Origin of the sequence: Arthrobacter sp. NPDC093139 (genome assembly GCF_044754165.1) — a bacterium.
Classification (GTDB): domain Bacteria; phylum Actinomycetota; class Actinomycetes; order Actinomycetales; family Micrococcaceae; genus Arthrobacter.
This window is the reverse complement of sequence record NZ_JBIVOO010000006.1, coordinates 71,874-85,980: the sequence shown is the minus strand read 5'-3', so window position 1 is coordinate 85,980 and position 14,107 is coordinate 71,874. Positions and strand designations below refer to the sequence as shown.

Genomic DNA, 14,107 nt, shown 5'->3' with positions numbered 1-14,107 from the left:
TCATTGTCGAGCACTTACCTCCTCCCGGGGTTGTCTTTGTTTCCTTCAAGTAGACATGGACGGCGCAGAACAAGGGAGTCTCTATCTAGGGGTGGTATCAGCAGGGCCTCCCAGCCGGCCTCATTGGCGAGCATGACGAGATGCAGAAGGTGCCCGGTGCCTGACGCGCTTTGTGCTTCGGGTAGCGTCCGCCGGGCAATCCCGGACATTCGAGCTCGGCCAAGAACGCCTGGCCCTGAATAGGGGCCGGGACTCCGGGTTTCTAGTTGCTGACCTTTCCGGGCTGGTGGCTGTATTCGGTAGCGGCCCAGGAAGCGAGCAGGCGCATGGCTTCTTCGGAGGGGGAGCCCGGCTCGGCGGTGTAGATGGTGAGGGTGAGTCCTGGCTCGGCGGCCATCTCGAGGCCTTCGTAGGCGATGGTCATCTCGCCCACGACCGGATGGCGGAAGACTTTGGCGCCGGCGCCGTGATGGCGGACGTTGTGCGAGCTCCACAGACGCCGGAACTCCTGGCTCCGTGTGCTCAGTTCACCGACAAGGTCATGGACCTCCTTGTTGTGTGGATCCCGTCCGGCTTCGGTGCGCAGGATGGAAACGACCACCTCGGCCGCGGCGTCCCAGTCACGGTAGAATTCGCGGGCGCGCTCGTCGAGGAACGTGAAACGTGACAGGTTAGGCGGCTGGCCGGGCATGTCGTACACATCCTTGTAGAAGGCGCGCGCCAGTGCGTTGACGGCCAGGAGGTCCATGCGTCCGTTACGGACAAAAGCCGGTCCGGCTGTGACGGCGTCCAGCGCCCACTGGAGGCTGGTGTGCGGATTCCAGCTCTTGGAGTTCCGGCGCTTCGGCGGCCTGGCTACGGGGCTCGCCGCATGGGCGAGGTCGAACAGGTGGGCGCGCTCGGCGTCGTCGAGGTTCAACGCACGCGAAATCGCGTCAAGGATCTCCGGGGAGGCGCCGCTGATGGCACCGCGCTCCAGCCGGGTGTAGTACTCAACGCTCACCCCGGCGAGGGTTGCCACTTCGCTGCGGCGCAGTCCAGCAACGCGGCGGTTGCCTCCGGCCGGCAGCCCGGCTGCTTCGGGCGAAATCTTGGCGCGTCGCGAGGTGAGGAATTCACGAACGTCTGCACGGTTGTCCATGAATCCACCATAGGGGCGCATCCCGGAATGAAGGAGACCCTCCTGATACCCCCTTCGAACGGGCCTCCCTCCGTGCACGTGAAAAATGCTTTGCTTAGGAGGAGCCATGGACGAAGCCAAAGAAGGAGTATTCCATGAAGACCGCCCTCGCGATCATCGGTGCAGGTCCAGGCTGGGCCTTGCAGCTGCACGTCGTTTCGGGGCCGAAGGCTTCAACTCGCGCTGATCTCCCGTGCCCAGGAGCATGTGGACGCGCTCGTCACTGAGCTGTCCGACGCCGGAATCACCGCCCGCGGGTATGCCGCGGACGTCCGCGATGCTGGGTCGCTCAACGCCGCACTGGCGCGAGCTTCCGCGGAACTGGGCGACGTCGAAATCCTCCAGTACAGCCCCGTTCCGTCTAGGGAGTATCTGCGTCCCGTTCTTGAGATGACGCTCGAAGAACTCCGCTCCGTACTCGAATTCTCTGCCCTTGGAGCGGCCGCGGCCGTGACCGCGGTACTTCCGGGATGCGCGCCCTTGGCCGCGGAACTGCCTTGTTCGTCAACGGCTCCAGCGCCGTCCGCCCCAACCACAACTACGCCGGAACCTCCGCCGCTTTCGCAGCAGAATCGGCCTACGCCCAGATGCTCCACCACGCCTTGGAGCCCGAGGGAATCCCCGTTGCGCGGCTCATCATCCCGTTGGGAATCGGCGGCGACGACCCCGCGCACGAACCTGCCGCCTTGGCTGAAACCCTCTGGCGCATCCACAGCGAAGGGAAGAAATTCCGCACCTTCGTGACGCCCCTCGCCTGAGTCTCGACACAACAAGGAAGGAAAACCGGTGTCCCACCTACCTCGGGAGGCCGCTGTGGAGGTCGCCCAAGGGAGGAAGGATGAACATGGTCCGTTTGGACTTCAGAGGCAAGGTCGCCTTTGTCACCGGCGTGAGTGCGGGGATGGGCGCGGCAACGGCGCGGGGGTTCGCCGTGGCGGGCGCCGCCGTCGCTGGTGTCGACACGGCGAAGCGGCAGAGCGCTTTGCAGCTGAGCTCAGCGCGAGGGGCACCGGGCCCTGTCCGTGTGTGATGTGTCTGACGAGGCGCAGGTGGAGAAGGTGGTAGCGCGTTTGTGGAGGCCGACAGACTCGACTTGGCGTCAATAATGTGGGAATCGTGCTTCCGCCCGTGGATTCGGCGGACGAGACGGCGGAGGCCTTTGACAAGATCGTGGCGGTCAACTTCCGCGGTGTCTGGGCTTCCGTGAAGCACGAGCTGGTGCAGATGCGGAAGCAGGGGGCCGGCTCGATTGTCAATTGCTCCTCGTTGGGAGCTCGGGTTGGCGGCAGCGGACGCGCCACCTATCACGCGACCAAGCACGGCGTGATCGGGCAGTCCAAAAGCGTCGCGTTGCCGTACGCGCCGCTGGGTGTACGGGTCAACGCCGTCTGCCCGGCACCATCGAGACCCCGATGGGTAGGCGGATGACCGCCGGCGGTGAGCTGGATCCGGAAGCTTCGCCCGCGTCGATCCCCTTGGGCCGGCTCGGTCGGCCCAAGGAGATCGCCGCGGCCGTGCTGTGGCTTGTAGCGACGCTGCCAGTTACGTCACCGGCGTCGCGCTTCCGGTCGACGGTGGCTTCACCGCCTAGGTAACGACTTTCCGCGCAGCGGAACGGCGGCACGGTCTTGGCGGGGTCATCGGGGCTTGCGGCGGGGGGGTCAGGCGGCAACAATATACGGAAATTAGGGTTTGCGGTGCTTACGGCAGCGCAGAACACGTGGGGTTGGACGCGAATGGCGGGACCAGTGGGGCGCTCAGTCAGACGCGCCCGTCCCCTCCTGCGGGTTCTGGCGTGTGGCATCTGCTTCGGCCTCGCCGGTCTGGTCTGGTCCGCGCCCCGTTTCCGGCCCCGCCGCTTGAGACGGGCAGTGACGTGCCGAACCTGCGCCTCACACATGAGGATGCGCAGCACGGCCGTGTTCCTGGTCGCAGCGCTGCTCCTAGCCGGAGCCGCTGCACGCACACTCGAGGCGACCTTCCCCCAGATTATCTGCCACAGTCACATCACACCCGACGGGCAAATCCAACCAGAGCCGTACCTGCAGATCTCACCCCCACCCGCTTGGAGTATCACCCGCAACTTCTTGGTCGCGCCCATCAGCGGAGTAGGGGTCCTGGCTGGCCGGGGGATGGGCATGGAGTCTTGCTCCGGGCCGCCGCTGCTGGTCATGTTCTGGCCGCCTCCCCGTACCAGCGGCGGCGGAAGCACCCTGGGTGACGTGTTCGTCGCGTGGATGCCACCCGATGGTGTGAGCGCCGGCCCCTTGAGCATCAACGGGTACGGAACCGAGGGCGAGCGGCTGTACATCCGGTATGGCCCCAACATTTCACAGGCCCGGGCTGAAGAGGAAGAACTCGGCTACCACGAGTCACGCCACGTGGATCAGTGGGCTGTGGCGAACCTTTTGGCCGGCCCATTCGCGTTCCCGGTCGCCTACTTCGTTGATGATGCACTGTTTCCCGGATCACGCAACCACTTTGAGCGGGACGCCGGCCTGTCCAGGGGCGGGTATGCGCCTGTGCCCGACAACTGGCCGGCGCCCCGATGGCCGGAGACCGCAGCGATCGCCGCACTCGCTCTGCTGATCTTCCGGCGTCGACTGCGGTGGTTGACGCGGGTGCTCCTGGCCGGGCGAACAGAGCGAACAGCACATGCGCCCTACCGGTGCCCGATCCACACGCGCAGCTGGACTCCTGTCATCCACTCAAAGGGTCCCTCCCGGTACCTGTAACAACAGAGGCTCCCGCCCGCCGTCGGCGGCTGCTTTGCTGGAATGGACCGAACTTTTCCCTTGAAACCGAACTTTGCTTGGAAAAGGACAATCTGCGATGCGAATGAAGAAGCAGACCCTGGTTGTGATCCCCGCGCTGGTGCTCTCCCTTACCGGGTGCAGTACCGCGTCGGACAGTCCGGTCTTAACGAACACGGCCGGCGGGAACACCGTCCCCGCGACCGCTGCGACAACCTCGCAGGAAACTGCCTTCCCGGAGGGAACAGAAACGATGACAGCCAGCGAGACCCGGGAAGAGACTCCGATCACCATCCGGTTTGACGGCCGGACCGTGAACGGAACCCTGTCGGGGAACGCGACCGCCCGCTCGCTCATTCATCAGCTTCCCCTGACGCTGTCCTTCAGCGATTTTGGCGGACAGGAGAAGCACGCAGAACTACCGGAGCCGCTGTCACTCGACGGCGTTCCAGCCGGCGATGACGCTGATCCGCTGACGATCGGGTACTACGCGCCCGGCCAGACTCTTGTCCTTTACTACAAACCTGTGGGGCATTTCACCGGGATTGTACGGATCGGAACGCTCGATGACCTCGCGGCAATCCGCGACCGAAGCGGCCGTTTCGAAGCCACCCTGAGCCTCAGGGACTGAGCAGCCACCCGCCAGTCCCATCCACATAGAAGAACGGGACCATTTTTGACTCGCGCAATCCTTCAGGATGACGCCGGCGGAACGCCTGCGGACAGCCTGCCCCACGAAAACCAGCCCCACGAAAACCTCGGTACCTTCCAAGACACATCATCTGATTCTTCCGCCCTGGTACACCGTTTTCCGTGGGCGGCCCTGCTGATCATGGCACTGATGGGGTTCCTGCTGATCGCAACGGAAACCATGCCGGCGGGACTGTTGCCGCAGATCTCTGCCGGGTTGGACATTACCGAGGGCACCGCCGGGCAGTTCGTCAGCGCCTACGCTTTGGGAACCGTTGTGGCCGCGATGCCCGCGGTCGCCATCACTCGGAGCATGCGCCGGAAGCCTGTTTTCGTGGTCGGGATCCTTGGCTTCCTGGCAGCCAACCTTGTCACGGCCTTCTCCGCGGACATCGTGCTCTCCCTGGCAGCACGGCTCCTGGCCGGTGCATTCTCCGGCCTGCTGTGGGGCATCATCGCCGGTTACGCCCGCCGCATCACCGCTCCCGAACATGCCGGCCGCGCACTGGCAGTTGCGTCCCTTGGCACCCCGGTGGGACTCGCAGTGGGGACGCCGTTCGGTTCCTGGCTTGGCACCACGTGGGACTGGCGTTGGTCCTTCGGCGTCCTCGCTATCCTTACGCTCCTGACCGTCCTGCTCGCTGTTTTTCTGGTGCCGGATGCGCCTGGCCAGCATGCCGGGACGCGTGTGCCCTTGGTGCGGGTCCTCGGGTTTCCCGGCGTCGCGGTGGTCCTCGCCGTCGTTGTCACGTGGATGCTTGGACACAACATTCTCTACACATACATCGGCTCCTACCTCCGCTCGACGGGTCTTCCGCTCCCGGTAGAGATCGCCCTGATGGTGTTCGGAGCGGCGGCCATTGCCGGAATCGCCATCACCGGTGGAGTAATCGACAGTGGCCTTCGGCGCCTGTCCCTGTTGAGTCTCGCGGCCTTCATCGCGGCCGGCGTGATCATCATCGTCGGCCACGCCTCGGCGGCAGCGGTTGTTACCGCGATTGTGCTGTGGGGCATCGCTTTCGGTGGGGCGGCAGCCCAGCTCCAAACGGCCATCAGCGCTGCCAGCGGGCACAATGCCGACGTCGCCAACGCGATGCTCGGCGTGGCCTTCAACCTGGCGATCTTCGCCGCCGGCGTCGCCGGCGCGGTGATGATCAGCAACTTCGACGGGCTGGTCCTGCCGGCGGTGATGGCCGGGCTTGCCGCCGTCGCGCTGCTATTCGCAATAGCGGGACGCCGCACCGCATTCCCCACCTAACCAAAAGTCAGGAGGACTAAATGAACCCCACGCACAGGCCGATCCTGTTATCCGCTTTCATCGGGGCCAGCCTCCTGCTGGCATCCTGCAGCCCCACACCGGCAGCAACGCCAGCGTCGCCGCCGTCGGCTGCACCAAACGCTTCTGCTGCCGTGGGTACCCCTGCGCCCGGCCCGCACAGCCACCTTGACGGGCACCCCGCAAACTGTGGCGACCGGCTTGGAGGCGCCGTGGTCGGTGGTGTTCCGCGGCGGTATCTCCTTGATTAGCGAGCGGGACAATGGACGCATCCTTGAACTCGGCGTCGACGGTACCGCGCGTGCCGTGGGAACCGTTCCGGGTGTCGCCGGTATCGGGGAAGGCGGTCTTCTCGGCCTGGCGGTGGACGGCGGGGGCCGCCTGTACGTCTACTCGACCGGGACCGGGGGTAACCGCGTCCAGCGTTTTGATGTCACGGGCAGCAGGGGTTCCCTGACGCTTGGCCAGCCGGAAACGCTGCTCGACGGTATCGCCGCTGCCAGCTATCACGACGGCGGCCGCCTGGCTTTCGGCCCGGATGGCATGCTTTACATTTCCACCGGTGATGCCGGCCAGCGCGATACCGCCCAGGACCTCGACTCGCTCAACGGAAAGATCCTGAGAATGACACCGGACGGCAATGTCCCCGAGGACAACCCCTTCCCGGGATCGTTCTCCACGGAGTTCGGCCAGAACGCGTGGGACGAACTGAACATCATCACCGCGGGCCCTAACTATGGCTGGCCAGCCGCGGAAGGAATCGCCAATACCGAGGGCTTCACGGATCCTGTACAGCAGTGGGAGCCCGCCGGGGCTAGCCCCAGCGGCGTGGTGCGCACCCTGTTCATCGCCAACCTCCGCGGAGAGGTCCTGCGTGCCGTCCCGGTGGCCGATCCCTCGACGTCGAGCACCTACTACGACGGCGAGTTCGGCCGCATCCGGGATGTCACAGAAGCCCCGGACGGCACCCTCTGGTTCGTTACCAACAACACCGACGGCCGGGGAAGTCCCGGCCCGGACGACGACCGCATTCTTCGTGTCAGACCTGTGAGTAAGGACGCCTGAGCTGGGAGTTTTCTGATGGAGGCCCTGCCGGTACCACCCTTAGCAGAGTCTCCCTCGTCTCTTTCAACCGTGATTTGCTCGAAAGTGCAGAAGGAAACTTCGACGTTCGTTAGCGCACATTACGAGGATGACAACAACATGACTACGAATACTGACGGAATCAAGACGACCGCCATCCGTGCAGGTCTGGCAGAAGACGGCGTTTCCCGCCGCGGGCTGATGAAGCTGACGGGTGCCGGCGCCGCTGTACTTGGGCTTTCCGGTGTGGCCGGCATGGCAACTGCCGGAGCAGCCAACGCAGCACCTGGCGGATCCCGCACTGACTTGGAGCCCGGAGACACCTCGAACGGCGCAGACAACTTCTACACCAGCGATCAGGTCACCGTACGGAAGATCTCCTTCAAAAACCAGTACCAGATGAAGGTGGTGGGCAACTTGTTTGTCCCGAACAACCTGGATCGCAGGCTGAGCAACCCTGCACTGGTGGTCGGACACCCCATGGGCGCCGTGAAGGAACAGAGCGCCAACCTCTACGCCACCAAGATGGCAGAACAAGGCTTCGTCACACTGTCCTTCGACCTCTCCTTCTGGGGAGAGAGCGCCGGGAAGCCCGGCAACGCCGTCTCCCCGGACATCTACGCTGAGGACTTCAGTGCCGCGGTCGACTACCTCCGCTCGCAGTCCTTCGTGGACAGGGAGCGCGTCGGCGCCATCGGCATCTGCGGCAGCGGCAGTTTCGTTCTCAGCGCGGCAAAGATCGACCCGCGTATCAAAGCCATCGCCACCGTGAGCATGTATGACATGGGGGCAGCCAATCGCGACGGGCTCCGGAAGACCGTTTCTTTGGAGCAGCGGAAGGCATTTATCGCGCAGGCTGCGGCCCAGAGGGACGTGGAGTTCGACGGCGGCAAGATCGCTTACACAGGGGGCACGCCGGAGGAACTGACTCCGGAATCGACCGCCGTCGACCGTGAGTTCTACGACTTCTACCGCACCGCCCGCGGCTACTGCCCGAACACCACCACGCACCCCGTCCTGGCCACGAACACGAAGTTCATGACGTTCTACCCGTTCAACGACATGGACCTTCTCTCGCCGCGGCCGCTCCTGTTCATCACCGGCGACCAGGCACACTCCCGCGAGTTCAGCGAGGAAGCGCACCGCTTGGCCTCCGGACCGAAGGAACTGGTGCTGGTTCCCGGTGCCGGCCACGTGGACCTCTACGACCGCGTAAGCCTCATCCCCTTCGAGAAGCTCCGGAGTTTCTTCCGGAAAAACCTCTAAACGGCCCCCGCCATTCTGCAGCGGAGACGGGAGCCCGCGGCACTTCACGTGCCGCGGGCTCTTCTCGCTTCGACCACTCTTGTTGGGGGCGGAATTCAGCGGTCCGCTTTTGGAGCGCCGCTGCGGACCGCTTCTTATAGGGTGAGGAGGACCTTTGTTGCCCGACGTTCGTCCATCGCCTTGTATCCCTCGGCCGCTTCCTCCAGGGGAAGCGTGAGGTCGAAGACTTTGCCTGGATCGATCTTGCCTTCCCAGATCAGCTGGATCAGCTCCGGAAGGAACCGCCGGACGGGGGCGGGTCCGCCTAACGCGTGGATTCCGGCGAAGAACATCTGGATACCGGGAATGCTGACCTCGTAGTTCACTCCCACATAGCCTAGGTGGCCGCCACCACGGGTGGCACCCACTGCCTGCATGAAGGATTCCTGGGTGCCAACTGCCTCAACCACAGAGTGGGCGCCAAGGCCGCCGGTGAGTTCTTTGATCTTTTCGATTCCGGCTTCACCACGCTCTTCGACGATGTCGGTCGCGCCGTAGTAGCGGGCGAGTTTCTGCCGTTCCGGGTGCCGGGACATGGCGATAATCCGCTCGGCGCCAAGTTGCTTGGCTGCGAGGATGGCCATGAGTCCGACTGCCCCGTCGCCGACCACCGCTACTGTTTTGCCCGGGCCCGCTTTCGCCGCGACGGCAGCGAACCATCCCGTACCAAGGACGTCCGATGCCGCGAGCAGATGCGGAATCATGTCAGGGGTGGGCTGTCCGGGTGTGGGGACGAGAGTTCCGTCTGCTTGCGGAATCCTCGCTTTCTCAGCCTGGGTCCCGATCGTGGCTGCGACGAATTCGGCGTGCACGCACTTGGACTGGAAGCCGGACTGGCAGATTTCGCAGGTGTTGTCAGATATAACGAATGATCCCACGACGAAGTCGCCTACCTTGAGATTCTTGACCTCGGATCCGATCTCCTCGACAACACCGACGTATTCATGGCCCATGGGCGTGTGGTCGACCGGTTCGATCCCACGATAGGGCCACAGGTCCGACCCGCAAATGCAGGTTGCGGCCAGCCGGATTACTGCATCGGTCGGCTCGATGATCCTCGGGTCTTCACGTTCTTCCACCCGGACGTCGCCGGGTGCGTACATAACTACTCCACGCATGCGTGTTACTCCTGGTTCCTTGGTTCTGCATCGACAATCAGCGCCGGCGCCCTCCTGCGACTGCTCAAAGATCGCCGCGCATAATACATTCAATGACCGTCAGCACAGTTCTGGCAGGTTCCCTTAGAAACCCCCAGCTGGCATCGGTCCCTGATATTGGACCCGGTCGCTTTAAAGCGTCCGCATGGCTGGCTACGCGATGGGTCGTCGCATGGCCCCGTCTCGGGGTTATGGCACCTTGTGACCGGCGGCTTGGATGAGTCCGTACCACTCGCCGCGGGTCAGCGGGATGTCAGAGCCGGCGGCGGCGTCAGTGATGCGCTGGGGTGTGGTGGTCCCGAGCACGACCTGGATCCCGGCCGGGTGGCGGGTGATCCAGGCTGTGGCGATAGCAGTCGGCGTGACTCCGTACTTTATGCCGAGCCGGTCGAGTTCGGAGTTGAGCTTGGGGTGGTCTTTGGATCCGAAGAACACTCCATCCTGGAAACCCATTTGGAACGGCGACCACGCTTGCAGGGTGGTCTTGTTGATGCGTGCGTAGTCGACGATGCCGCCACCGTCACGGCTGATCGAGTCCGCCTCGCCGGTCATGTTCGACGACAGGCCCTGGGCGATGATCGTGGAGTGGGTGAGGGACAGCTGTACCTGGTTCGCAACGATCGGCTGAGTAACAGCTGTCTTGAGCAGGTCGATCTGGCGCGGTGTGTGATTCGAGACGCCGAAGGCGCGGACCTTCCCGCTGGACTCCAGGTGATCGAACGCGCGGGCGACTTCCTCGGGCTCGAGTAGCGCGTCTGGTCGGTGCAGCAGCAGCACATCGATGTAGTCGATCCCGAGGGCCTCCAGAGACTCCTCCGCTGACGTCACGATGTGCTCGTACGAGGAGTCGTAATGCCATTCCTTAGCGACGATGCCGGTCTTGGTTTGCAAGGTAATCTGTTCACGTTCAGACGGGCTCAGCCTAAGGGCCGAAGCGAACCGGCGCTCACACATGTGCCGCTGCCCGCCGTACAGGTCGGCGTGATCGAAGAAGTCGATGCCGGCTTCACGCGCCGTGGAGTACAACGCGCGGATTTCCTCGTCGGAACATTCTTTGATTCGCATCATGCCAGCCACGATGTTGGGCACCTGCTGGTCTGTCTGGCCAAAGGTAATGGTACGCATAAGTCCTCTGTGTTTTGAAAGCGGCCACGGATATGAGCATCGGCAGGCAGGCGAGGCAGTCAGCCCTCTTCAGGCTCCGTTGAGGTCACGGTTGGGTGGACTGGCCGGTTCCCTGGAGCCCAGGATCTGCAGCATCGTGGTGAGGTTCCCGCACTGCGCGGAGTCGATATGCATCCGACGCTATGCAACGGCACCTACCCCGCCCGCATTACTTTTTTTGAACTGGCTGCATAAGCAAGTCATCCATAGGGGAGTGACTCGAATCCCACAGTACAGGATCCAGCTATTGACGAAGTCTCATAATGCAGGATAAGTTCGTTGAAGAAATCTAGTCGCACGACCATCCATAGTCGTGACTACATGAACGGACTATGGAGGAAGTCACCGTCCCAAGAAGCCCTCTGGGCAAAGCTTTCCCCTGTCTTTCGGACACGTCACGTGTACGTGCTGTCGGCAGCGGGGTGGTAGCAATCTGTGTTCCGCGCTCAAGGAGGAGAAGGTTCATGCCGAGGAAAAACCTTATGGCCGATCGGCCTAGCCAAACAGCAACGGCTGCCGTTGCCCTGACGCCACCGGGGGTGGGCCAGCGCAAACCACGGCAAGCATCTGCCACGCGGCGAAGAATCGGTTCCATCGCCTGGTCCTCCTTGCCGCCCTTGGTGTTCGTGGCGATTCTTCTGGGCTGGGCCGGCGCGGTGGAGCTTTTCAAAATTCCCGCGTACCTGCTCCCCGGACCGCTTGCCGTCTTCGAACGGCTGTTCACCGATGCCAACAGCCTCTGGATCCACACACAGTCCACTCTCGTTGTCCTTGTCATCGGTCTACTGCTGAGCATCGTGATCGGCATCCCTCTCGGCTTGGTCATCGCTCTCTCAAGGACCGCCAAGCAGCTGGTCTACCCGCCGGTCATAGTGCTGCAGTTGGTGCCAAAGATCGCTGTTGCACCACTACTCCTGGTGTGGCTCGGATTCAGCCTTAACACCAAGGTTGCCTTGGTCGTTCTCATTACCTTCTTTCCCTTGCTGATGGCCAGCATCAGCGGTTTTCGGATTCTTGATGACCGGCTGCTCTACTTGACTCGCTCCATGGGTGCGAGCCGGTGGCAAACATTCTGGACACTACGGTTTCCTGCCGCTCTCCCCGTGATCTTCTCCGGCATCAAGACCTCTGCGACCATCGCGATCACCGGTGCACTTGTTGCAGAGTTCTTGGGATCAAACAGCGGGTTGGGCTACGCGCTACTCCGGGCAAGCGGTGCGATGGACACCGAATACATGTTCGCCATCCTGGTGATTCTTACCGTCATCGGAGTGATCCTCAACTACCTGGTGGAAGCAGTCGAATGGCTGCTGACCCCATGGCAACGCCGAGCCGCCTAACAAGCGGAACTAAGTGCATCTATCCAACCAGTTGGCAAACAAAGATTCGAAGGAAAGCATCATGCAAAGAGGCATCAAAAAGTGGATCGCAACTGCGATCGCCGCGGGAGCAATGTTGCTCTCCGGGTGCTCCGCGCCCACAGCAAGCGATGGTGGCGGCGGTGGAACCCCAGTCCGCTTTCAAATGCACTGGTCCTGGTCGGCCTCCACCGCCGGCTTCGCGGTTGCCCAAGCGGATGGCCTATACAAGGACGCCGGCATTGACGCACAAATTGAGCAGGGCACAGGGTCCGGGACTGCAGTCCAGCTCGTAGCCAACGGCCAGGCGGACATCGGGATCGCGGACGCCGTGCCGATCAGCCAGCAAATCGAAAAGGGCGCTCCCCTCGTCATTGTTGCAACCATGAATCAGGTGACCAACATTGCTATGCAGGTCCTGGAATCATCCGGGATCAACTCTGTCCAGGACCTCAAGGGAAAAACCATAGCGGTACCTCAGGGCAGTGCCCATGCTTTCCTCTTCCCGCTCTTCCTCGAAGCGAACGGTCTCACCGAAACGGACGTCACCATTTCGAACGTTCCCTTTGCGTCCATGCCAGCAGCGCTGCTCCAGGGAAACGTTGACGCGATCATCGGCGGCCAAGACACCGCTGTTTCGCTGGAACAGCAAAAAACCAAGTTCAAGAACTTCTTGTTCGCTGACTACGGCGTCTCTCCGGTGGCCCATTCAATATTCACTACGCAAAGCTACGCAGAAAAGAACCCAGACGCGGTCAAGAAGTTCGTTTCCGCAAGCCTCAAAGGAATCTCCTCTGCACGCGATAATCCCGAGCACGCCGTAGCCGCCGTCAAACAGCTTCTGCCGGACTCCGTCGACGACACAGTACGCGCCGAACTCAAATTCCTGCTCCCCTTGCTGTGTGCCGCAGACGCAAACGTCATAGGCCGAGCCGAAGCCGCACACTGGCAGCAAAGTAACGAAATCATGACTCGTGCCAAGCTCCTGCCTGCTCCCTTGGACACGGCCAAATCCGTCTCCTACGACTACCTCCCCCCGACGACTGAATTGAAGAGCTGCAAGTAGTGGCGTTGAGCAGGCCCGGGAGTAGCGGACGATTCCACCCGGGTCTCCTCGAGGCCGTAGGACCAGCGGCCAGCATACAGCGAACCTCCCGTCAAGGGTGAGGTTATCGATGAGGATTCAGATCCACACCTGCACGGATCAGAGAAAGGCACACGAGTGAACGACACAGCACTGCAGACAAGGGCGGCAGGTCTGCCCATTTCGATAGCGGACGTCGCAAAAACATTTACCAGCGCGGCGGGCAAATCATTTGAAGCGCTCAGGCCTGTTTCGATGGACATAAAGCCCGGAGAGTTTATTTCTATAGTCGGCCCGTCCGGCTGCGGAAAGAGCACGCTGATGCTCATGGTCGCCGGGCTTTTGGACAGGTCTGAAGGAGACATCCGCGTAGGCGGAACATCAGTGAACAGGCCCTTCACTGATATCGGAATCGCCTTCCAAGACCACCTCCTCCTGGATTTCCGGACTGCAATGGAAAACGTCCTGATTCATGCTGACATACGCGGGCTCGATAAAAAGACACTCCGGTCCCGGGCCACCGAGTTGTTCAAGCAACTCCACCTCGAGAAGGCAATAGACAAGTACCCGCGCCAGTTGTCCGGTGGGATGCGGCAAAGAGTTTCACTCATCCGTACCATCGTCCACGAGCCATCGGTACTCCTGCTCGATGAACCCTTCGGGGCGCTGGATGCACTTACCCGCCTCCAGGTCCGGGCAGACCTCGAGGCGCTCTGGCTGCGCAACAGGCCAACAGTTCTCTTTATCACCCACAGTGTTGAAGAAGCTGTCGGACTCTCAGACCGGATCTTCGTCATGAGCCCAAGCCCAGGTGAGGTAGTCGACGAAATAGTCGTCGATCTGCCTCGTCCACGCCCCCTCGCGCTCGTGGAGTCCCCCGATTTCGGGAAGTACGTCGACCGGATCTACACCCACTTCGAACGAATGGGAGTTCTTCACGGCATCGAGATTCCAAAGCGAGGAGACGAATAAGCCGGTGCCCACCGTTAGTGCACCCCCTAAATGGTGCTGGGTATTACGACTGTCGATCAATCAATGGGCTCATCGGGCCAAGCGA

14 protein-coding genes and 1 pseudogene are annotated in these 14,107 nt (G+C 62.3%); 12 read left to right on the top strand and 3 right to left on the bottom strand.

Annotation, left to right across the window (positions count from 1 at the left end; genetic code table 11):
* Positions 1-262 precede the first annotated feature (262 nt).
* The gene (locus ACIP90_RS11500; RefSeq protein WP_400579449.1) at positions 263-1,141 is read right to left on the bottom strand and encodes a helix-turn-helix transcriptional regulator; all 879 of its coding nucleotides are present in this window, start codon (positions 1,139-1,141) and stop codon (positions 263-265) included.
* 159 nt (positions 1,142-1,300) lie between these two features.
* Between ACIP90_RS11500 and ACIP90_RS11495 the strand changes: the two are divergent.
* The 9 genes and pseudogenes from ACIP90_RS11495 to ACIP90_RS11455 all read left to right on the top strand — a co-directional run.
* Positions 1,301-1,594: pseudogene (locus ACIP90_RS11495) on the top strand (dehydrogenase); the annotation flags it as partial.
* A 56-nt stretch (positions 1,595-1,650) separates the two neighbouring features.
* Positions 1,651-1,938: a hypothetical protein gene (locus ACIP90_RS11490; RefSeq protein WP_400579618.1), complete on the top strand. Its 288-nt coding sequence runs from the start codon at positions 1,651-1,653 to the stop codon at positions 1,936-1,938.
* An 86-nt stretch (positions 1,939-2,024) separates the two neighbouring features.
* A complete protein-coding gene (locus tag ACIP90_RS11485) occupies positions 2,025-2,210 on the top strand; it encodes a hypothetical protein (protein WP_400579448.1) in 186 nt (61 codons plus the stop codon).
* An 86-nt stretch (positions 2,211-2,296) separates the two neighbouring features.
* On the top strand, positions 2,297-2,608 hold the full coding sequence (locus tag ACIP90_RS11480; RefSeq protein WP_400579447.1) for an SDR family oxidoreductase: 312 nt from the start codon (positions 2,297-2,299) through the stop codon (positions 2,606-2,608).
* A 710-nt stretch (positions 2,609-3,318) separates the two neighbouring features.
* A complete protein-coding gene (locus ACIP90_RS11475) occupies positions 3,319-3,915 on the top strand; it encodes a hypothetical protein (RefSeq protein WP_400579446.1) in 597 nt (198 codons plus the stop codon).
* A gap of 103 nt (positions 3,916-4,018) precedes the next feature.
* Positions 4,019-4,564: a cyclophilin-like fold protein gene (locus ACIP90_RS11470; RefSeq protein WP_400579445.1), complete on the top strand. Its 546-nt coding sequence runs from the start codon at positions 4,019-4,021 to the stop codon at positions 4,562-4,564.
* Between the two features lie 45 nt (positions 4,565-4,609).
* Complete coding sequence (locus ACIP90_RS11465) at positions 4,610-5,881, top strand: MFS transporter (protein ID WP_400579444.1); 1,272 nt, start codon at positions 4,610-4,612, stop codon at positions 5,879-5,881.
* Between the two features lie 186 nt (positions 5,882-6,067).
* Positions 6,068-6,964 carry a PQQ-dependent sugar dehydrogenase gene (locus ACIP90_RS11460; protein ID WP_400579443.1) on the top strand — a complete coding sequence of 299 codons (897 nt, stop codon included), beginning with the start codon at positions 6,068-6,070 and terminating at the stop codon, positions 6,962-6,964.
* Between the two features lie 138 nt (positions 6,965-7,102).
* The gene (locus ACIP90_RS11455) at positions 7,103-8,248 is read left to right on the top strand and encodes an alpha/beta hydrolase (protein WP_400579442.1); all 1,146 of its coding nucleotides are present in this window, start codon (positions 7,103-7,105) and stop codon (positions 8,246-8,248) included.
* Between the two features lie 134 nt (positions 8,249-8,382).
* Here ACIP90_RS11455 and ACIP90_RS11450 read toward each other — a convergent pair whose 3' ends face one another.
* Positions 8,383-9,405 carry a zinc-dependent alcohol dehydrogenase family protein gene (locus tag ACIP90_RS11450; RefSeq protein WP_400579441.1) on the bottom strand — a complete coding sequence of 341 codons (1,023 nt, stop codon included), beginning with the start codon at positions 9,403-9,405 and terminating at the stop codon, positions 8,383-8,385.
* Between the two features lie 228 nt (positions 9,406-9,633).
* Positions 9,634-10,569 carry an aldo/keto reductase family oxidoreductase gene (locus ACIP90_RS11445; protein ID WP_400579440.1) on the bottom strand — a complete coding sequence of 312 codons (936 nt, stop codon included), beginning with the start codon at positions 10,567-10,569 and terminating at the stop codon, positions 9,634-9,636.
* A 521-nt stretch (positions 10,570-11,090) separates the two neighbouring features.
* On the opposite strand from ACIP90_RS11445, the gene ACIP90_RS11440 reads away from it, so the two are divergent.
* The 3 genes from ACIP90_RS11440 (at position 11,091) to ACIP90_RS11430 (ending at position 14,022) form a co-directional block, all read left to right on the top strand.
* Positions 11,091-11,948, top strand: coding sequence for an ABC transporter permease (locus tag ACIP90_RS11440; RefSeq protein ID WP_400579439.1), 858 nt, complete (start codon positions 11,091-11,093; stop codon positions 11,946-11,948).
* 61 nt (positions 11,949-12,009) lie between these two features.
* Entirely contained in the window at positions 12,010-13,032 is a 1,023-nt protein-coding gene (locus ACIP90_RS11435) for an ABC transporter substrate-binding protein (protein WP_400579438.1), read from the top strand.
* A 156-nt stretch (positions 13,033-13,188) separates the two neighbouring features.
* The gene (locus ACIP90_RS11430) at positions 13,189-14,022 is read left to right on the top strand and encodes an ABC transporter ATP-binding protein (RefSeq protein WP_400579437.1); all 834 of its coding nucleotides are present in this window, start codon (positions 13,189-13,191) and stop codon (positions 14,020-14,022) included.
* The last annotated feature ends 85 nt before the right edge of the window (positions 14,023-14,107 follow it).